The following is a 19,622-nucleotide window of genomic DNA, read 5'->3' on the forward strand; positions in this document are numbered from 1 at the left end:
CTATAAATTTTTCAGAAGGGTGTGTTGAAAAATTCCACAACCTGTAAATGATTGCTATAGTTGTGCCGTACCATACTTACGAATGAATTGTGCTAGAGCAACTAACAATTGCGCTTCAATCGCCGGCAAAGCAACAAGATTCTGAACAGCATTTTTCTGTTCAGCGGGTAACGAGCGTAGTTGATGGATAGCATCTTGCAAATCCGGCGTTATGATTTGATGAATAAATGTTGCAACCTGATCCAGATTATCATCCCATTGATCGGATTCCCAAGTGCGAAAACGTTTTACTTGCCATCCCGATTTTATCAATCGGGCATCTCTGTTCTGATCTATTCGTATTTGATTTGTTTCTTGGTGGGTTAAATCACCGGCTTCCAAAACCAGTCGGAGGCAATACTGATTGTGAAAAGATGGCAATTCAATCGAGAAATCGGGCCGTTGTGCATCATGCAAGGCATCGGAAAGCAAATGCTCCATGCGGCGCTGAGGTATAACGAATAACGCTAATCGTGGATCGTTAAGTCGAGTTTGAAGACGATTGAACAAATCCTGTTCAAGTGGAGTAGAAACCGATAGATAACATTGAATTAAATTTTTTAGGCTGTCATCATCAACCAACAATTCAGGATAGAGCGCAGCATAAACCAGTTGTCTAAAGTTCTGCCTAAAAAGCGACCGTGGATTCAAACGAAACTGGTAAGTTCCTCCATTGATTTGTTCTTGATAGTTCAACACTTCAACTGACTGGGCATAGTTTAAAATATGCCGCTCAATTTTAAGACTACACGGTGCAGGAAGACCGCGCTGCGCAATTTTAGCGAGAACCGCACTTAGCCAGTCTGCTTTTAGCTGATCTAGTTGCGGAATATCAAAGGATGGAGTCGGTAATGTGAACGCAAATCCACTCCGATATTGAAATATCGTTCGCACTAATGGTGAAGCGAATCCCTGCTTTGGATCAAGAAAGGAAACCAACGCCTGTGCTGCATAAGCAGCTTTATCAATCGACTGGTGCCAAGGAGAATCAGTAAAATCAAAATCCATGTTGATAAATCCAATTGATAGAGTGAGTTTTAGAAACGAATGATCATTTTTTCACTTGCCATATTCTACTCATAAAAAATTCTGAAAATACGGGTATTGAGTCAGAATTGTAGACTTTCGCCCACCAGCCCAATTTGAACCCGCCATTTTGGATAGCCGTACCCCCTCTGATTCATCCTGGACTCAGAAACTGAAAGTCATTTTATTGATTTTATTCAAATGGTTAAAATAATAAATTCTTTGATAAATCCAGTTGGCATTGAAGCTGCTTTACCTCGATCTAAAATGATCTAAACTCTTTCGAGTCAGGAGCAACTTTATGAATCCCATCAATGCGTTGTATAGTTCTAATTCACTTGACTATAAAAAGTACACATTTAATGATCAATCCCCCCGCAGTGGGGAGAGCGATACGGTTCACGTCGCCACGGGAGATCGAGCGACGATTTCCCCCGAAGCCCTACTGCTTGCGACGACACCGTCCTCTTTAACCGAAGCAGAAAGCACTCGACTTCATGATTCAACCTGGTCGACCTATAACCCCCGTTCGCTCAGGTCAACCCGTTAGCGAGTCCCCCTAGTCGCGCAGAACTCTGATTCCAAGGGTCAAGATCATCTCGTAGCCTACCAATTAGGCGTTATGTGAATTTTGGAATTTTAAAAATTCAAGTATTCAAAATTTTGAATACTTGAATATCCAGCTACCCGCACAGCCCCTTTCAAGGCTCTGCAAAATCGCTCCTCCTCGTCGCCCATCGTGACAATGAGAGGTACGTTGGCTAAACTACTTTTGAGCTGTTGAAAGTTCAACATTTCAGATATTCAAATTTTTGAAATTCTGGAATTTTGAATTTTTAAAAATCTGAAGTTTCAAACTTCTGATAATAACTTATTAAAGATATTGGGTATTTTTCAATGATTATCACCGTAGCCTCCTTTAAGGGAGGGCAGGCGAAAACGACTTCAGCCGTTCATCTTGCGGCATTTTTCTCCAAGCGAGGTAAAACGTTGCTGATCGACGGCGACCCGAACCGTTCAGCCTCTAGCTGGGCGAAGCGAAAAGGTTTGCCGTTCAGGGTCTGTGACGAGCGCCAAGCGGCCCGCTATTCTAGGGAGTACGAACACATCCTTATCGACACCCAAGCCCGGCCTACCGCTGAAGACCTCCAAGCCCTCGCTGAAGGATGCGATCTGCTGATTATTCCCTGCACCCCGGATGCCCTGTCTCTGGACGCTCTATTTTTGATTGTCGAAGCCCTTGAACCGCTAGGTTCCCCTCGTTTCCGCATTCTCCTGACCATTATTCCCCCTAAACCCAGCCGGGATGGGGAGGAAGCCGTTGCATCACTCAACAATGCAGGCTTGCCCATGTTCAAAACCGGGATTCGACGATTTGTAGCCTTCCAGAAAGCGGCTCTCCATGGAATTCCTGTTTATGAGGTCAATGACCCAAAGGCGGAAGAGGGTTGGCAAGATTATGTGAAGGTGGGAGAGGAAATTTGTAATGGCTAAAAGCAAGTTCGATGCAGTGCTAGGACAGAGAAAAACACTTTCTTCAGAAGTAGTCCTAGCAGAAAATACCCGTGCTATTGAACCCACTGGAACCCGAAGTAGGGGAAGACCACCAGGCAAAAGAACCCACCCAGATTATCGACAAGTCACCATTTATATCCCCCGTGCCTTACATGATCAAGTGAAAATTAGCTTGATCCAAGAGGGGAGAAAAGAATTTAGCGAGTTGGTTGGAAGTCTCTTAGATCGTTGGATACGCGAGCGACTGGATTAAGGTCTTCAAGTATGGCTCATCCATCAGTGGCAATAGACCTAACAGCGCATTAGGGAAAAGGGTTCGGGGAGCAATGGAACAGTCAACCGGCTTAAGCGGTTCGATAAAACCTTCGGTTTGATGAACCTGCTGGTGGGACGCTTCCATAGGGTGCAAAAGCGGAATAACCAGCACAGAAAACTGGTTTGTGGAATCAAAGTTCAGTAAGAACCCGTTTTGGTTAATTTACCGAACTTCCATTGCCTGATGACTGTAACAATTTGATCTGGTCGGCAATGTCTCCTTATATCAGTTCGCTGTTCCATTGCTCCCCGAACCCCGGAAACAACCCTAACTGCATCCATAAGCGTCGAGCGGATGTTTGGGTGGAGATTACACGACCGACACGCCAGTGCCAGATTATCATCCGTGTCCCTACCTCCTTGAACGAGCGGAATGATATGTTCCACTTCAAACGGAAAATTGAAAATCAGTTCCGGGGCATGGCAATACTCGCATCGATGATCGGCCCGCGCACTGACCTGCGGATAAGCCGGATTCATCGCTGCGCCAGCGTGATTGTCCGCACGGTCGCTGCGGTCAATTCCGCTTCAACCAAGTGTTCCAGTTCTGTTTGCTGAGGTTCGGGCAGTTCCTCACCGCGATCCCGCGCCGCTCGCCACTGATTCATCAAGTCCGCCAGCCGATTTTGTTGATCCGCCGTAAACAGGGCATCGGGTTGAAAACCAGGAATCAGCAGTAATCTGCTAAAGTTGGATTGATCCAACTGATCGGGGTCCGTGCAGGATACGTGTAAAAAGTTATCACTAGACCATATCAATCTGATAAAAAAGGTTTTTTATAAATGTTTATCAAACTCATAAAAATTCAGAAAACTGAACTTTGATTATAGAAACCACTTTTTTGAACAAGAAAATCCTGCTTTTAAGCGAAAAACAGACAAAGAAAGCACTGGTTTGAAAAAACGAACGTTTTTTTGAACTCAGTGTTCGGTAGAAAGGACTCACACTTCCACCTTGATCCGAAGTGATAACTTTTTACACGTATCCTGCACGGACCCCTGATCGGTGAGAGCATCCAACGCTTGACCGGCAGTTTTCCCCACGGATTGTTTGTTACCCGCAATCGCGCGATAAACCTTATCCCCACGGGGATCGACCGTAGGTAAAATAGCAACAGGGGTCATGGCATTACCTGTTTCAACAACGATTTTATACCGTAAAATGGCTGGAATTCTAAAAGATTTTTAGAGAATTTCAGAGTTGATTCCACCACGTTCTTTCCTCCTCCTGCAACTGAACTCCTTCTTGTTCAAGAAAGTCCTCCAATTTGGGTAAAGATAGTTTTTGCATCACAAAAGCACGAAATCGAGGATTCTCAAACCCTATTACTTTATTTCTCCGCAAAATAGCCGGTTGAGTTTGCATGAATTCATCCTGCCATTGCTGTATCAAGGGTTCAGGAATCTCTTGGTACGCACACTCTGCTGCGGCTCTACGAAAGTCCGTAAAACGGCGCTTGAGTTGTTGCACGTTCTTCTTTCGAGCTTCTACATCATCTTTTACCTGACGTTCATGCTGCTGTTTCTTGACTTGTTCTTGCTTGGAATTGCGCCATTCTCCATTAAGAGCTTCAATTAGAAATCCTGCTGGATTTTTAAGGTCTGTTTGCTGATTCGTCAGGGCTATTGCTACTCGTAAGTGGTCATCCGTATGCTGATTGACCATTTCTTGCGCCACCTTGTTAGTGATGCCTAACGCTAATAACTCCTTTAAGATACCATGTACTTCATCGGGCAGACCGTGTACTTGTGGGGTCGCTACGGTCGGTTGTGGAACTGCTTGCGTTACTTCGTTTGTGGTATCAGTATCCGCATCAAAAATAAAGCGAACGCTAATAATTTTACCTCCTCGACCTTGTTTAATGGGTTCCCACGTAAATGATTTGCCGGTTTTTTCTAACAACTCTAATCGAGCGGGTTCCAATGCTCTATTTTTGAAATCTCTAAAAATTTTATATTCATCTTTTTTTAGTCCCAGTATTTCCCATAGTTTTTTTAAAGTAAAAATTACTTCATGCTTGTTTCTACCAATAAATGACTTTCTAAATTCAAAAAATCTAATTGAATATTGCCCACGAAACTGCAATATTTTCTCCAATTCATATTTCGTAAAGTATGATTTAAGTTCAAGCAAAAGCGGTTTGAGTAATGGGTCGAAACGCAACGATACAATACCCGCTCCTGTACGGTATCTTGCCGAAGATAACCAAGCAGCTTGTAGTAATTCATTTTTTTCTGGGTTCTCAAACTCCAATGGTTTTGTAATTAAATTTTTTGTGATTCTTCTTAAAACTACATAAGGATTATCGTAATTCATTCCTAGCAATTCCGCCAAATCTTTTACATGAAATTCGTAATCCTGAAAATCTTTATCGTCTTTCTGTATTCGTGAAATTAAAATCTTGACGATCTTTTGCTCTTCAATTGACAGGCGATATTTTGCCTCAATCAATCTATTACTTTGTACTACCAGCGCCTTGTTATCCATGCTCAATACCATAGCGTTACAAATTGTGAAGCGTAGTCCCATTTGGCTATTTTATCGAGACATATTTTTTTTTGTCTCATAGTAACGTGTTCAAAGTCTCATAGTAACGTGTTCAAAGTCTCATAGTAACGTGTTCAAAGTCTCATAGTAACGTGTTCAAAGTCTCATAGTAACGTGTTCAAAGTCTCATAAAAAAATAATAAGTATTTAATTTTTAACAAATTTTTTCACCGTAATAATAAACAAATTCAAAATAAAAACAAACAACAACAAGGGGCGCTACCCCCCCCTGACCCCATGTTGTTATCTGCTGGTTATCCTTGAATATATCAAACAAGATATTGATTAAATTAAAGTTTTAATCATTTAGAGCGGAGAATTGCTTAATTGAAAGGATTTAACCGTTACCAAAACCCAAAAGACGGCTCGGCAAGAGCATAGGAACTGGAACCGTCTGCAACCAAGAACAACCGCACGGTTGAAACGGCAAGGTTCGTCTCCAACCAGAAGCTGCAACGCAAGAACCCGCTCAACCCAAAAGACGGCTCGGCAAGGAGGGAGATTCAACCGACAGCAATCCAGAATTCACTCAACCCAAAAGACGGTCTCCAAGAAGAAGTCACCGCACGGTCTGTTGTTCTAACCCGCGTTGAAGTCCTTCATTGCTCCTTACCCGCTCCCGCTCATACAGGCTCTGCACCTGCATGTCGCCCATGCCCTCGCTCACCCGGTCTTGTGCCTTCAGCCCGTCGACGATGTCCTGCGCCTTCGCTCCGAACGCCGTCGAGGCTTCGGCGGTCGCAGTCATATTGGCCTCAATATCCGCGACCGTGCTGGAGTCGGAACGGCGCAGCCCATCGAACGCATCCAGCGCCCGCAGGAGATGCTCATGCAGAGGCAGGTCTTCCTGGGAGACGAACGCGGTCAGGGCGCGGAGCTGGTCCGACTGCTGAAGCGTGGTGGCGTAGAGGTACTCAATCGCCCCCAGCGTGCGTTCGGGAGAGAGATTGCGGGCGAAGATGCTGCCGTACTGTGATAGAAGCTGTGCAACGCCATCGGCTTCAGGCGCACTCATCAGGGAGAGCGCGTGTGCCGCTGCGTCTACGGGGTCCTTGATGGCCCGTAGGGACTTCGCCAGCGCAGCAAGGGCGGGCGAGTCGAGCCGGGCCAGCGGGGTCGGTCGCAGGTGGCTCACAAGAGGCGCTTTAGGCAGCGCCCCTTCCGGTGACTCTGCATGGAGTTGCCCGGCCCGGCGCAGGGCTTCGATCATCGGGCGAGGACTGGGGGCGTTTTCCTGACCACGGGCCGCAGACACCTTTGCTGGGTCTACAGGCCGTTGCGGAGGTTGTTTTATCTTTTCGCCATACGATGTGTCGGGCAACGGGTAGTCGCGGGATTCCGTAAACTTTGTCGTTTTCTGCTTCGGATTGGCGAATGGGCGCTCCTCACTCCTGACCACGTCGGGCGGGTCTTTCTGCTCCCGCTTGCGGGTGCCAAAGTACGCATCCAGGTCATCCGCGATGTTCTTAAAATGCGGGCTGGACCACGGTGCGTTCTCTTGCGCGTACCCCGCATACTCCGCCCGATCCTTCTTCAGCGCATCTTGCGCTTCCTGCTCGGTCGTAAACCCGCCCTCAATCAGCGTACCGTAGCCGAAGATGCCGTAGAGAGTGGTCGGCGGTTTGCCCTTGTGGGCGGTGATGATGGGCTGGACCGAGAGGGGGTCCGTCTTACTCGCCAACTGCCCCTTACTCAACCCAACGCGCCCTTCCAAACCCTCTTTGAGCGCGGCGGTCTGGATCAACCCGATGAGGTCGGCGTCAGTGTACTTACCGACCAGGCCGATAGACCGCAGGAACTGGCGAGCAGCGGCGATAAGGCGTCGTACAAGCCCATGGCGAGGACTTATCTCGGCGAGGTAGCCCAAGGTCTCATGCCACACCGCAGCGCCCGTAGCGCCCGCTGCGACGGCTCTACGGTGGGCTTCCTTGACGGAGGCGAATCCTTCGCCCGTCACCATACCTTTCAGGTCTTTCAGGATGCGGGCATAGGCATCGCGCCCGACCAGCCGGGCGAGGCCGTAGTGCGCCCCCACCTCATGGAAGACCTTGCCCCACTCTTCGCCCGGAGCGATGTTCTCGGTGAAGAACCACGACGAGCCGTCGGGTAGATAGAGCCCCGCTGTGTCTGGTGCGACGGTGAACGGGGCGTCCGTGGTGCGGTGCAGCACATGGACGTTGGCCCGGTCGAGCAGCTTGTGCTGAATGGCTTGGCGGAACTGCTTTGGGGTTTGGCCGGGGGTCGGGCTTTGGCGCTTGGAGTCGAACGGAGTTTTGGGGGTGCCCTCTTGGCGCTTCTTTGCGGCGGCTTCGGTCAAAGCCCGTGCTTTATTGGCTTGGGGGCTGTACGTGTTCAGAACATAGTTAAGGAGCCCCCCTTGTTTCTCCCGAAGCACTTTGTTCAAGACGTTAATCTTGTACTGGGTCGGGTTATCTAGGTAGGTTGGGGACTTCCAATAAGCCTGGATAGCCGCGTTGATCCCCTCTTCAGCGTCGGCTTCGGTCAGTGTGGAGGGGTCTAATTCCCCGGGTCGTGCAGGCGCGGGTCCTTGAACATTTCTATCGGCTGGTTGGTTTTCAGCGCGTCCTAATCCAGCCTCGTCCCACAGCTTACTGAGTTCTGCGTATTCAGCCGCTGTAGGTTCGCCCGTTGTATAGTGCCCATATCTATCGTCCCACCCATACTTACGGCGAAGTTCTTGGGTGAGCGCTGTAAACGCCCCCCCGGGGGAGGGCAAGGAAGCCGCTGTTTCTTTGGGGCTTACTCCTCTCTCCACAGCTTGGGGTCGAGCTCCGGGGCGGGCTTGTTCGCCCTGAGGGCCCGTTCCAGGATTTGTTCCAGATTGTCCAGGCGTGGCGCGTGAGTCGGCACGTGGACGCCGAAACGCTTCCAGTACTCGGCGATCAAATGTGTCACCCGGGGCACTTTCATTGGGGGCAGGTTCATAAATCTCCTCGAAAAAAGCATGGACGTCTGGGGCCGCTTTAGCCAGGTCGGCCCCATTCAGCGCATAGATGGCGTGGGCCTGGGCAAAGACTTCCTTGATGGTGTTGGCCCGCAGGTCAGCGTTCTTTGGGTCTACGACGAGAGCTTCTAACTGATGAAACCCATACGTATGGAGGTAGTGTACGGCTCGTAGCGGGTTCGCTTCCTTAGCGTAGTACGCCTGCTGATGGAGCCGGTACATCTGCTCTATTAAAGGCCCGCCCCAACCCGGCTGAAAAACGAACTCCCCGTTTACGACCGCTATTTTACTCGGGTCTACCGCCCAAGCCGGAGATGTAGGGCTGCTATACGTAGCTACCCCCAAGCTATCTACGGCGTGGCCTACCTCATGGTACACGGTATGCGCAGCTACATCTATTGACACGCTGCCATTACTTACTCGGTCTAAGAACTTCTTACCGAATGTTAAAATACTTCCATTAGGGAACCACTGCCCCCATTCTGATCCTTTGGCGGTAAACCCGTAATACTTAACAGCCTGAAGCCCCTTCTGACTCGGATAAGTCAGCACCTTTTTCAGAATCTTTGTGATTGTTTCGGCGTAGGCTTTGGGAACAGGCATTAACCCGATAATCGTGATCTTCGCTTGTTCTGCGACCAGGGCTGATGGCTCAACAGGGCCTAAAGAGGGTTGTTTTGGCGCTTCGGCCTTAACGGGCACAAAGTCCCTAACCTCTTGAGGAAGTGCGACGTTTTCTATGTCCTTCGCGGCGGCAAAAAGGGGGGCTATATCCGAAATCTTTAACCCTGCATTCCCCAGGCCAACCCGAGTAACCAAAAAGTTTTCGCTCGGATGCTGTTTGGCGTAGGCAATAAAGTCCTCTACGTGCTTGCGGATGGCCTCCAGCGAGAGCGTAGCGTAAGGGGTGGATTTCGTAGGCAGTGCGTAACTACGCCCCTGTGCGCCTATCCCCCTACCCTGCTGTGCGCCGAACTTCTGTTTAGCGGTCAGTGCCGCGCCCTTGCCGTGAATGCCTGCTTCGTTAGAACCGAATACGAACACCTGATTTGCGCCGAGCTGGTCAATACGCTCCGGGGTTACTCGTAAGTGCGGGGTTTTAGCCGCTGGCGTTGGCGCTTCGGCCTTAGCCGGCGTCCACGTACTCGGTTCTACGCCCTTACCGGGGGTCTCGACGTAGCCTTGCGCGGTCAACCACGTTGCTAGGTCCGCCTCACCACCCTGTTTGTTGAAGTTGTTAGCGCGATTCCCAGGGTTGTCCGCTAGAATTGTGGCCTTGGCGTCGACCGCTTTTTGCAGGTTCTTATAGGCCCCGTTGAGTTTCCCATCCACCAGCAACGGCGTGCGCCCGGCACGCTTGCCGTTGACAGAGACGAAGACCTTATCCGATGCGCTGTACTTGCCCGTGTTGGCCTTGCCCCCCGCCCATCTTACGTAGTCCGCCGTGCTAGAGTCCGTTGAGCTTTCGCCGATAAACTGAGTCATCAGCTCGGCTTTACGGGCGTCCTTGTCCTTGATGGCCTGCGAAATAGCTCTTGTAGAGGTACGGATTTCCTCCGCCATCGACTTTGGCTTAACGGCTGGTGCTACGGGCGCTTTCGCAACGGGTGCTACAGGCGCTGTTTTAGCCGATGGGGCTTTACCCGCTTCTACTTTCAGCGGCGCATAGGCGAATTTACCCCCCCGCATCCCGACGACGAACGAGCCCGCTTTGTGCCCTGCTTTTAACGCGGCAGCATAGGCGCTGTCGTAGGTCATACCCGTCACATGCGGTTCTGCATCCAGCGCGGTTTTCAGCGCTTTAGTATCCCCGTTGACTGCATCCAGCGCCTTTTGCGTCGCGTGAAGATGGGCGTAGCCCAGAATACCGCTCTGCCGTTGTGAAAACTCTGTGCCCTTGGTAGTGGAGGCGACGGAGTGCAGGGCAAAAGGGGTTTGCGTTTCATCCTCAATCCCCGTCTGCACCCCGAGCGCCCACAACGCATCCCGCAGCGGTTTGGCCTCGGTCTCTGAGGTAAACACCAGTCCGTCGAGGCGGGGGTCGTCACGGTTATTGGCCTTAATCGAGAGCGGAGGCTCTGAGACGACCGAGTGTGCTTCGGTTTTAGGTGCTTCTACTTTAGCCGCAGGGAGTTCCACTTTAGCCGCAGGGAGTTCCACTTTAGCCGCAGGCGCAGGGGGTTCCACCTTAGCCGCAGGCGCTTCTACTTTAGCCGCAGGCGCTTCTACTTTAGCCGCTGGCGGTTCTACTTTAGCCGCTGGCGGTTCTACTTTAGCCGCTGGCGGTTCCACTTTAGCCACAGGCGCTGGCGGTTCCACTTTAGCCACAGGCGCAGGCGGTTCCACTTTAGCCGCTGGGGGGTCCACCATAGCCGCAGGCGCAGGCGCAGGCGTTGCTTCCACCACAGTGGGCGCTACACTCTCCGTAGGCTTAATCACGACGGGCTCGCCCGTCTTCAGCACTTGGGAGGCTTCGGATGGACTTTTACGACCTGGAGGAGGAAGAGGAGGAGCAGGAGCCTCTACCGTCGGTGGTATTTCCGCTGGCCCAGGTTCTGAAACGGATTCAGCAGACGATGGAGCAACTGGAGGTTCCGTCAGCGACGCCTCGGGGGCTTCCGTTACTCCAGATGGACCGGCTGGAATTATTGGTTCGACAGGTGGAGCTGCTTCACCAAGCGGCGGTGCGCCTGTACCAGGAGCGCCGGGCTGAACAGGTCCAGTTCCTGCTTCGGCAGGTGGTGATCCCAGTGGAGTACTCTCCGACGGACCCGGAGGACCGGTAACCTTCCCTTGCTTGTTTGCCATCCCTGACACGGCCCCACCTGCGCCGCCGAATATCCCGCCAAAAATAGCTCCGGCCACACCGGCTTCGGCGTAGCGCCACATATTCTCCTTGGAGGTCATCCGATCCAGCAGCGGCACGTCGGTCTTGGCGTCCCACTCGTTGTTGAGGACGCCGATAACCTCCTGCACGGCCTCGGTCGCACCCTCTCCGCCCATACCGAGCGCACCTTGCGCGCCGATATGCTTGACCACGTCCATCGCAGTCTTGATGTCGACGCCGGGTTTGAGAAAGCGGTGTAGCAGGAACTCGATGCCCACCAGGTCGAGTGCGCCGGCTGCGGCAAGAAGACTCCATACAAGGCCGTGGCGAAATAGGCCCTCCTTGGCCCCTTGTTAATTAAGCCGCGATGCCCATCACTTGTCGTGGGCTACAACCAGTGAGTCGGAAAGCAGCTTGATCGGCCCCACGGACGGCATCCGCGCCGTGCAAACCCAGTTGGTGGGCGATTTTTAGACAGCTTGAAGTAATCTCGACGAACTCGGTTGGAGTCACTTTCAAGGTGACAGGGTCCATTACGGGTCGCTGCGGGATTGGAATTTCGGGTTGAACATCCGGTACCGAAGAATCGTGGTTATGCTTACCCAGTTGGATGAGCATTCGCCAAACGGCGAACCCCCGGGGAGTCCTTTGGGAGAGAGCCAAAACCTTGGCAGCTTCGATATGCCAGTAATGGGTATTACGGACTACAAAATGGTCCCGATCAGCGATGAAGGGGTAAGAATCCAGTACTTGTTGGAGCCATTCATTAAAGGGTATTTCAATACCCAAGGCTATATGTAAGCGATAAGCATCAACCGGGGGATCACGATAGGGTTCACCATTTGGGCCACTGATCATGATTCCCAGTTGGCGACCCGCTTCCGCTTCCGCTTCTGCTTCTACTTCCTCGACGGTGATGTAAATCCCAGGTTCAGTGAAAGCGGCCTGTTCTTCAAGGAACCAACTAATCGGTTTGCGGGTCATTCTCGCAATAATGACCAGCGACGCAAGCCCTAATTCATTGTAATGATCCGCATCAGAAGGTCGTTCCCAGTAAGAAATGGTGGGCTGACTCACCCCGCAGGCGGTGGCAATTTGAGCTTGGCTTAAACCAGCTTGCTGACGGGCACTGCGGAGTCTTTGTCCGAGAAAAGTTAGCATGATGGTGTCCCCTGGATGGAAACGAGGACACAAGCTAGGCATTGCAGAAGACAAGAATAAGACGATGAAGCGACCATGACGGTCTCCTTTACTCTTTCTCAGGGAGTAGTGCCCAAGAGTTTTGGGCGGTTGGGAGTCTGAGAACCGATAAAGGTAACGGCGCTAAGTATTGGATATTTCTTAGCACTCCCAACCATGGAAATACCACGGGCAGGGCAAAAAAATACCGCGATCTAACGGGTGCGGTCGCCGCCTTTAGGAGTTTCTCAGGCTCCAGCGAACAGTATATCTTCTACAGCCTTTGGAAGCAAATCTTTTTTCAATAAGCGTGTTGATCAGCTCCTGATGATCAATACGCTAAAAATGGGCTATTTTTTCAGTGTCGAATCACTTGGCGGGGGTAAACTTTCTTCCAGCTTTTTGAAATCCCCGATAACCGTTTTCAAAGGACAAAAGCCAACCACTGGGCATTTCAGACAACCCACAGCAAGAGCAACAGGGCAAAGAGTCATGAGGGAATTCCTAACGGTAAGGTGTGGACAAAAATGATAGTTCGTTAAAAAGCTATCGTGTAGCAAAAATAGCCGGATATTTCACGGCAACTCCCTTCCCCCTTGGGCACATTGAAAAAAGGGGTCCCCCCTCCCCATCGGGCCAAATTGAATCGGTTTCGTAGAGGGGCTGCCGTAGTCGGTCACTGTTAGCAGAGGCGTATGGCCCGATAGTGATTCACTACGGGTTCGAGGAGGGTCAATACTACTTCATTGAAATGTAAAAACCTCACAATCAAGAGTAGGCATGGTTGTTGCGTAAGGTAAGGCTAACCAACAATCCACTGACTGAGGCTGCTCTAATGAACCTGCCTATCCAGCGCAAACAAACCATTCTGCTGGCGCTCTCCCTGGGGCTAGCCATTGCCTCTTATTGGATCCCGCTACCGCCCGATTCCCAAGTACGAAATTCAGCGCGGACTGAAACGGCTACACAATATGCCCAGGTCAATACAAAAAACTCTTTAGCCACTCGTTAAGAGTAAAGACATGGGGCGCGGGTTATCGGGTTTGGTGGGATTGCCACCGGTATTCGCGCTCATGATGTTTTTCAGCATCGGCGATGATTAAGCGGCGACCTGCGGCGGCTAAAGCGGTGGACATGAATTTCCAGCCATGGGGTAAGGACTGGCGGGTGGTAAGGATCGTTCGAAGGGTGGGTTTGGATAAAAGGCGTAGTAGCTGTTTACGCAGGTATTGGTCGTGGGATGAGCCTTCAATGACGGTTTCGTCGATAGTAAAGCCATTTGCCTCTGCAAAGAATCGAAGTTTAGTGACTTCGGATTCAGTATCAAGGGTTTCGGGGAGTGGATAATAAAGATAAAGGGCAGCGTTGTTCGTTAGCGGCTCTTGCCATGCTTTGAGTTCTTCGGCGGAACCGATGATGTGTTTACCCCCTGGCGTTCGTGTAGCGGGGATAATCCCTTGCTTGATCCAGAGAGTGACTGTTGTCCGGTGAACCCCCAGCTTTTTTGCTAATTCGGTTACCTTCATCTGACGAATCCTTTGCAATAATCGATGGAAATTAGACCACTGTAAGGTAAAAAAAGTCTATTCAATGTACTCAATATGTGAATTAGCCATTGTGCTTGAAAATTGGAAAGATTCGCGGGGGTTCAGCAGCACAGAAATTGCGTAGAACCAGGTAGGGCAACATCCCCCGGTTGTGATTACCGCTCCGGGGGCGGCGGCGGGGGCGGAGACTGCGGGTTTTGCCCTCGACTTGGGGCCTGCCCGCAACTGGGACTCGACTTGGACGCGACTTTTTCCCTTATAAATCAACGTGGACGCAATGCCCGCGACTTTCGGGAAAAATCTTACGCTGGGAACATTATATTTTTCGCTGAGGTTCCACAGGGGGGGCTGCGAGGGGGCTGCACGCTTATATTTATTTATATTTATTTATATACTTAATATATAGATAAGTTGAGGGCATTGAGGGCATCGTTGATTTATAAGGATTTTTATCGCGGGCAAGTCGCGGGCAAGTCGTGGGCATCCCCCCCAAGTCGTGGGCAAAAACCGCAAAAAACCCGCCAAGTCGGCGGGTTGGGCGTTTAGGGCTGGGGTTCAGTGCGTAGTAGCATGGACTGCGGGCTTTTTGGCCTCCCCTGTGAACGATGCCGCCCCTGGATGTGTGTCGATGTATTCAGCGATAGCGCTTTCCGATTGCGCCCGCCAGAAGTCCGCCTTCTCCAGCGCATACACCATCTGCTTCCGCCCATCGCTGAGCCGCTTCCGCCCGAGCTTAACCAGTCCGGCGTTCGCTGCCGCTTTGCTGATAGCGTGGGGGGATAGTGGTTTGGGGGCGGTGTATCCGTAGCTATCCGGCATCTGCGGGTACGTCATCGCAGCTTTGACCAAGTCGGCCCATTCATCAAATGTGATGATGCCCCTCGCTAGGATTCCCTTACCGTTACCGTGTATATAATACCCATCCTTAATCGCCTGCCTGAACACGGCGACCTGACGGTCCAGTGCGGAATGCGTGTTCTGGATCATCTCTTCGCGGGCTTCTGTGAAGATGGCAGGCGCATAGGGGCTGAACTGGGACAAATTGCGGTTCTTTAGCATGAACAGCGCCCCCGCAACCGAGCCCCCGGACTCAGGGATGAACGTCTGGAATAGCCGTTCGTAGTAATCCCCCTTCTTGGGTAGCGCACGGCTAATGGCGATAGCGTAGCGCCGCTCATCGTTCTCGATCCGAATAGCATCCTCGTAATTACTGAAGAATATCCAGTTCCCGACGTTATCTATCGTGATTTTAGCTCGCCCTTTGCGATTGCACGGTACGCGGGGGTTGGTAATCCACGGTTTTAGCTTGTTCATCAAGCTGGTTTGGTCTTCCTGTACCTTGATCTCTTCGACCACGCGCAACTGCTTAGCCGCGAAGTCGTCTTGGAAAGCCCCCGCCAATTCCTCTGTGGAAATCACCCCGACGTTGCTTTTACCCAGCAGCGCGGTCATCAAATCCCCGACGAACGACTTACCGTTGCCCTTCGTCCCGATAATAACGGGGGAGGAATGAATACGCCGCCCTGGGAACTGAACGAGCGTTGCAAGGAAGTTGAGCAGATATTCGACAAACTCCTGATTACCATCGACCAAGTACGCCAGATGGTCGATCAGCATCGCTTCCTGCTGGGCATCGTACTTAGGCTCGGGCAATATCGGCGCGTTGTACGTATTAAGCAGCGGCTCGGTGATACCGGCTACCGATTCGGCGGTGACGATTCGGCCTTGGCCGGGTTTATAGGTGTCGTGATGGAGGAGTTCCCCGCCCTCCCGTGCGAACGCGATGTCGGCTTGGCACGGCCACTGATTCGGGTGGGCTTGCTCAGCGAGCATGGTGAACGCCTTCGGCGGGTGGCACACCCCCGTTTTCAGGTCGGCGAACAGGTTATCTTTGGTCAGGTAAACGAACTGTTTTAACCATGCAACTTGTTCGGCGCTGATTTCCCCTTCGTTGTCCCCCGCCTGTCTGACCTCTGCTTTGATGGTTCGCTTTCCCACTCCGGTCAACGCCGCCAGCCGATCCACAAGCAACTCGTACTGGAGGGCTTTATTTTTCTGGAGGATGGTCAGCTTCTGTGCCCACGTCCCCAACAACTGCCGCGCTTCATCGCTGGCCTCCGCATCCCCACGCACTTCCAGCGCCTTCAAAGCGGCGTCCAGTGCGGCGTATATAGTGTCGGGATCGCGCTCCAGGAAGGATGCCAACGCTTTGTCCAGCGTCATCTGGCCGTAGGTGCGGTTATTGGCCGGGTCGTGAATCTCGTCCCATTTGTCCCGCTTTAGACCTAGACCGGACTTGCGGAACAGTCGGTCGGCTTGCTCGATGCAGCCCTTGCAGTAGCGCACCAGGACGTTAGCCAGAGCTAAGTCCGCCCCTGACGTGTCACCATCATAGGCCGACGTGTCGCCTTCCCACAGTGCTTTCAACCGGGCACTTCCCTGAATCCGCTTCAGCACTGCCGCGTCGTCTGCGGTCTGCACCCGGTCTTTCTCTGTGGCGGTCGGCTGCGGCCCTTCCTCTTTCGCCATGAACCGGCTATGCAACCAATCCAATGCTTCTTGCTGTTCAGTGACCGCAGTAGCCGCGCCTGTCCAATGGTTGCCGGTAACGGTCAGATAGCGACTGCTGGGGTGGCTGTAGACCTCAAGCCACTTGACCTTGCCTTCGCACTTTCCCGACCGGCCCGGCTTGCCGTAGCACCAAATGCGGATACCCGTTCCACTTGGCGATATTTCCGTGTAGGCACCTGCGAACCGCGCCACCACTTCGGCGGCATCGGTGGTCAATTCACCTGTATCTGGGTTGTAAACGTGGTCGAGGTCAAGTCCAGTCAGCCCGTCAGACTCCGTAAGGCATAATCCGACGCCTTCAAGGCCGAGTCGCACTGCGGCAGCAACGGCGGTATCGAAGTCAGTCCAGTGCGTTGGGTCGATGTTACTGGCGTGAGTGGGGTTGCCGTTGCTATGCGGGTTGATCGGCGGCTTGCTACGTTTGCCGTTGCGTTCTTCGTAGCGCCAGCACACCCATTGATTCAGTGCGCGGAGTTCGGCAGGGATAGTGGGTTTTACAGCAGATACTTCGTGTGCGTTATTCATGCAATGGACTCGGTCCAGGCTTGCCCTTTGGGGGCGGATCAAGTACACTGTCGCTACTCGGTAAAGTAGTTCAGTGACTCGGCTAGGGTTGCTCTACATCTGATTTCCCAAGACCGCCCTGTTTGCGCAGGGCGTTTTGCTGTCCCGTTTCTACACTTCTTCGTCGCAGTCTCTGTGTCCTCTTCCCGGCCAGCAAAATTGCCGGGCTACTGGCTCGGTCCTGAGCCTTTTCCCTTACTTCTCCCGGTAGTTTACCGCGTCCCTGCCGTTACGTCTCGTTCCAGCGTGGTCCCTTTGTCGTCGAGTCTACGGCCCCGACCGGCAACTGACCAGATTCACGCCGCAAGCCGGTCCATCTCGTCGAACCGCGCCTCCATAGCTTCCATCTCCGCTTTATGCGCCTCCTCCCGCCGCCGTCATTCCGCCCGTAATTCTTTAGTCGGGGTGAACTCCAGGCACGGAAGCCCGAGTCGTCGGCATAGCCGCCGCACATCGCGCAATACATGCAAGGCCAGCACGCAGTCATTAAAGCTCCCGTCAAACCCGTTCTCGTCGAGGCTGGAAAAATACCCCTCGGCGGTGGCAAAAACCAGCGGCCCCGCTTCGTCTTGGAGGTAAAAGGCGAGGTCAACTCCGCTCTTCCTTTGGTAGAGGATGGCTTCGGCATGTTTCTGGAGGCGGTCCAGAATCTGGAGCCGCTCCATCACTTGGCCCCTCCCACCAGTCTCAGATTCCCGCGATTCTCTCTCAGCACTTTGCGCTTCAGCCGGTGCATCGCGCCTTTGAACGCGCCATCCCGTGCTTTCCAGTCGGCCCGCTGCTCGCGGGTTGCCTTAAACGCAACCGTCTCGACTCCGAGATACCGCCGCACTCGCTGGAGGTCGCGGGCCGTCCATAGCGCCAGGCGGCAATGGCTTATCTCTGCGGCGTGCCATGCCCACGCCCGCTGCCGCACCGTCTCCAGGAGTTCCTCAGCGTGGTCAGGCAGCATGGACACCATGACCCTGAAAACCCGGAGGTGTCGACTGGGCGACGTCGAATGCTCAGCGGGCAAGGTCCAATCCCACATCCCTTCGATGTCGTCGATCAGCTCCCCGTGATGGGAGCAGTCTCCCACTTCTAGCACTCCCATCGCGCTATCCCACATTTGGTCAATTGTGCAGAGCACGCTGTTTACGGTGTGCTGGCGGATTCGTTCAGCTTCCAGTCTCGAAATCTTCATCACTACCTCGTCTCAGAAAGAGCCCTCCCTGGCCGTTAAAAATTAAGCGTCGCGCAGGAACTCCGTCGCCGGAAAGCCCAGCGACGTGCTCAGGCAGATCAATTCCTGACTGAGCGTGTTTGCCAGCTCGATATAGTCGCAGTGGTCGGTCAACTCGTCGTCGAACATGTAGGTCACGGTCGCGTTCAGCGCCTGCAACTGATCGAAAAGACTCGGGGTAGCTTTGTCGTGGCGGACGGGTGTCCAGTCTTCGTTAATCATCTTGGCTTCGTTTTGGATGGCGTCGGTCAAAGTCTGCATAAATATCTCTCGTATAAGGAAAATCCTGCGGATTGTTTCACCGTATCGCCTCGTTTGCGCTGCCCATTGACGCCAATATATGAGCATGATAAACTCATAAAATGATTATTGCAATAGGTTAAACTCAAAAAATGTCTAAGCCGATTCCGAAAACTGCACCCATGTGGGCGCGCCGCGCTGCTTTGATCTGTCAAGAGAGGGGCATCTCTCGCCAAGACCTCGCTCGACTCCTGGGAAAAAGCGTCGCAACGATAGGTCACTATCTCTGCGGGCGAGCGCAGCCCAGTCATGAACAATTGCACTACCTGGCCGGCTACCTGAACGTGAGCCTGGATTCGCTACTGAGGGACGAGGGGGACGGGCTATCAGTTGAAGACGCGCGTGAGTTTCAGTGGCGGGTGCCGTTATTGGCGTGGGCTGATGTGGGTTTGCGCGATCCGACCCCAGCGGCAGAGCAAGTCACGTCGCCGGTGCGCACCACCGAGCACGCCTTCGCCGTCAAGGTGGTAGGGAGCGGCGCCGCCCCAGGGTTTGCTTCGGGCGATTTGCTCATTGTGGATTACGTCGCTGGGTTCACTTCCGGCGACTATGTGCTGTGTCGTCAGGACGAGGCTGTGCTGCCTGCGATTTGGATTTACATAAAAAACCCATCGGGTGAATTTCTCTACCCGGTGGATGCGGCGGGTGGCGTTGCGCCACGGGCTCTCGGCAGGCCGCTCTTCTTACGCAAGATCACCGCCAAGTTCACCGTACTTTGACTCCAACACATCATCGTCACGACGACGAAGGAGACCCAGATGCACACCGAAACCCTTGCCACGCACGCCTTGGCCCACCTCGAAGACTGCTTTGCCAAAGCCTACGACAAGAAAATCCATTGCCCGGCGTGCGGCAAACGGATCGTAGAAGACGTTGTTCAACACACCGCCGCGTTCGAGGATGGCGATACGCAACCTAAAATTCGCGGCAAATTTTTCAAGCTTCCTCAATCCCGATTGCCGCCCACAGATTTCAAAATGATGCTGTAATTGTTTCAGTACGTTC

Annotated in this window: 16 protein-coding genes and 1 pseudogene; 5 read left to right on the plus strand and 12 right to left on the minus strand. The window is 52.5% G+C overall.

The window, feature by feature from the left end; translation table 11 throughout:
* Positions 1-54 precede the first annotated feature (54 nt).
* Positions 55-1,047 carry a putative endonuclease domain-containing protein gene (locus BN874_RS24825; RefSeq protein WP_154725051.1) on the minus strand — a complete coding sequence of 331 codons (993 nt, stop codon included), beginning with the start codon at positions 1,045-1,047 and terminating at the stop codon, positions 55-57.
* 915 nt (positions 1,048-1,962) lie between these two features.
* Here BN874_RS24825 and BN874_RS20680 point away from each other — a divergent pair.
* Positions 1,963-2,559, plus strand: coding sequence for a nucleotide-binding protein (locus BN874_RS20680; protein ID WP_034436646.1), 597 nt, complete (start codon positions 1,963-1,965; stop codon positions 2,557-2,559).
* Positions 2,560-3,033: 474 nt separating this feature from the next.
* Here BN874_RS20680 and BN874_RS26250 read toward each other — a convergent pair whose 3' ends face one another.
* The 5 genes from BN874_RS26250 to BN874_RS25935 all read right to left on the minus strand — a co-directional run bounded on the left by BN874_RS26250 (position 3,034) and on the right by BN874_RS25935 (position 10,567).
* Positions 3,034-3,375, minus strand: a complete 342-nt coding sequence (locus BN874_RS26250) for an HNH endonuclease (protein ID WP_081756564.1) — start codon at positions 3,373-3,375, stop codon at positions 3,034-3,036.
* Complete coding sequence (locus BN874_RS20685) at positions 3,372-3,599, minus strand: hypothetical protein (RefSeq protein WP_051498156.1); 228 nt, start codon at positions 3,597-3,599, stop codon at positions 3,372-3,374. Before BN874_RS20685 ends, BN874_RS26250 begins: the two co-directional genes overlap by 4 nt.
* Positions 3,600-3,836: 237 nt before the next feature.
* A complete protein-coding gene (locus BN874_RS20690; RefSeq protein WP_034436647.1) occupies positions 3,837-4,019 on the minus strand; it encodes a hypothetical protein in 183 nt (60 codons plus the stop codon).
* A gap of 70 nt (positions 4,020-4,089) precedes the next feature.
* Complete coding sequence (locus BN874_RS23045) at positions 4,090-5,382, minus strand: replication initiation protein (protein ID WP_195912245.1); 1,293 nt, start codon at positions 5,380-5,382, stop codon at positions 4,090-4,092.
* 619 nt (positions 5,383-6,001) lie between these two features.
* Positions 6,002-10,567, minus strand: coding sequence for an A1S_2505 family phage non-structural protein (locus BN874_RS25935; RefSeq protein ID WP_230314509.1), 4,566 nt, complete (start codon positions 10,565-10,567; stop codon positions 6,002-6,004).
* 34 nt (positions 10,568-10,601) lie between these two features.
* On the opposite strand from BN874_RS25935, the pseudogene BN874_RS26560 reads away from it, so the two are divergent.
* Both BN874_RS26560 and BN874_RS25940 read left to right on the plus strand, forming a co-directional pair.
* Positions 10,602-10,658, plus strand: a pseudogene (locus BN874_RS26560) (hypothetical protein); the annotation flags it as partial.
* A gap of 226 nt (positions 10,659-10,884) precedes the next feature.
* A complete protein-coding gene (locus BN874_RS25940) occupies positions 10,885-11,193 on the plus strand; it encodes a hypothetical protein (protein WP_034436649.1) in 309 nt (102 codons plus the stop codon).
* A gap of 398 nt (positions 11,194-11,591) precedes the next feature.
* On the opposite strand, the gene BN874_RS20710 is transcribed toward BN874_RS25940, so the two are convergent.
* The 6 genes from BN874_RS20710 to BN874_RS20735 all read right to left on the minus strand — a co-directional run bounded on the left by BN874_RS20710 (position 11,592) and on the right by BN874_RS20735 (position 18,578).
* On the minus strand, positions 11,592-12,395 hold the full coding sequence (locus BN874_RS20710; RefSeq protein WP_230314510.1) for a helix-turn-helix domain-containing protein: 804 nt from the start codon (positions 12,393-12,395) through the stop codon (positions 11,592-11,594).
* Between the two features lie 1,052 nt (positions 12,396-13,447).
* A complete protein-coding gene (locus BN874_RS20715; RefSeq protein ID WP_034436659.1) occupies positions 13,448-13,939 on the minus strand; it encodes a helix-turn-helix domain-containing protein in 492 nt (163 codons plus the stop codon).
* 576 nt (positions 13,940-14,515) lie between these two features.
* On the minus strand, positions 14,516-17,056 hold the full coding sequence (locus BN874_RS23050) for a phage NrS-1 polymerase family protein (RefSeq protein ID WP_051498158.1): 2,541 nt from the start codon (positions 17,054-17,056) through the stop codon (positions 14,516-14,518).
* Between the two features lie 416 nt (positions 17,057-17,472).
* Positions 17,473-17,763, minus strand: coding sequence for a hypothetical protein (locus BN874_RS20725; RefSeq protein WP_154725053.1), 291 nt, complete (start codon positions 17,761-17,763; stop codon positions 17,473-17,475).
* A complete protein-coding gene (locus tag BN874_RS20730; protein ID WP_034436663.1) occupies positions 17,760-18,278 on the minus strand; it encodes a hypothetical protein in 519 nt (172 codons plus the stop codon). Before BN874_RS20730 ends, BN874_RS20725 begins: the two co-directional genes overlap by 4 nt.
* 42 nt (positions 18,279-18,320) lie before the next feature.
* Positions 18,321-18,578 (minus strand): hypothetical protein, encoded by a 258-nt coding sequence (locus BN874_RS20735; protein WP_034436665.1) that lies wholly within the window; start codon positions 18,576-18,578, stop codon positions 18,321-18,323.
* A 131-nt stretch (positions 18,579-18,709) separates the two neighbouring features.
* Between BN874_RS20735 and BN874_RS20740 the strand changes: the two genes are divergently transcribed.
* Positions 18,710-19,336: a helix-turn-helix domain-containing protein gene (locus BN874_RS20740; protein WP_081756566.1), complete on the plus strand. Its 627-nt coding sequence runs from the start codon at positions 18,710-18,712 to the stop codon at positions 19,334-19,336.
* A 39-nt stretch (positions 19,337-19,375) separates the two neighbouring features.
* Positions 19,376-19,606: a hypothetical protein gene (locus tag BN874_RS20745; protein WP_034436668.1), complete on the plus strand. Its 231-nt coding sequence runs from the start codon at positions 19,376-19,378 to the stop codon at positions 19,604-19,606.
* The last annotated feature ends 16 nt before the right edge of the window (positions 19,607-19,622 follow it).

This window comes from Candidatus Contendobacter odensis Run_B_J11 (assembly GCF_000531125.1).
Classification (GTDB): Bacteria; Pseudomonadota; Gammaproteobacteria; order Competibacterales; family Competibacteraceae; genus Contendibacter; species Contendibacter odensensis.

Coding starts and splice junctions, on each gene's coding strand:
- BN874_RS24825 (WP_154725051.1), bottom strand. CDS start 1,047: ATGGATTTTGATTTTACTGATTCTCCTTGGCACCAGTCGATTGATAAA.
- BN874_RS20680 (WP_034436646.1), top strand. CDS start 1,963: ATGATTATCACCGTAGCCTCCTTTAAGGGAGGGCAGGCGAAAACGACT.
- BN874_RS26250 (WP_081756564.1), bottom strand. CDS start 3,375: ATGAATCCGGCTTATCCGCAGGTCAGTGCGCGGGCCGATCATCGATGC.
- BN874_RS20690 (WP_034436647.1), bottom strand. CDS start 4,019: ATGACCCCTGTTGCTATTTTACCTACGGTCGATCCCCGTGGGGATAAG.
- BN874_RS23045 (WP_195912245.1), bottom strand. CDS start 5,382: ATGGATAACAAGGCGCTGGTAGTACAAAGTAATAGATTGATTGAGGCA.
- BN874_RS25940 (WP_034436649.1), top strand. CDS start 10,885: ATGGACTTTTACGACCTGGAGGAGGAAGAGGAGGAGCAGGAGCCTCTA.
- BN874_RS20710 (WP_230314510.1), bottom strand. CDS start 12,395: ATGCTAACTTTTCTCGGACAAAGACTCCGCAGTGCCCGTCAGCAAGCT.
- BN874_RS20715 (WP_034436659.1), bottom strand. CDS start 13,939: ATGAAGGTAACCGAATTAGCAAAAAAGCTGGGGGTTCACCGGACAACA.
- BN874_RS23050 (WP_051498158.1), bottom strand. CDS start 17,056: ATGAATAACGCACACGAAGTATCTGCTGTAAAACCCACTATCCCTGCC.
- BN874_RS20730 (WP_034436663.1), bottom strand. CDS start 18,278: ATGAAGATTTCGAGACTGGAAGCTGAACGAATCCGCCAGCACACCGTA.
- BN874_RS20735 (WP_034436665.1), bottom strand. CDS start 18,578: ATGCAGACTTTGACCGACGCCATCCAAAACGAAGCCAAGATGATTAAC.
- BN874_RS20740 (WP_081756566.1), top strand. CDS start 18,710: ATGTCTAAGCCGATTCCGAAAACTGCACCCATGTGGGCGCGCCGCGCT.
- BN874_RS20745 (WP_034436668.1), top strand. CDS start 19,376: ATGCACACCGAAACCCTTGCCACGCACGCCTTGGCCCACCTCGAAGAC.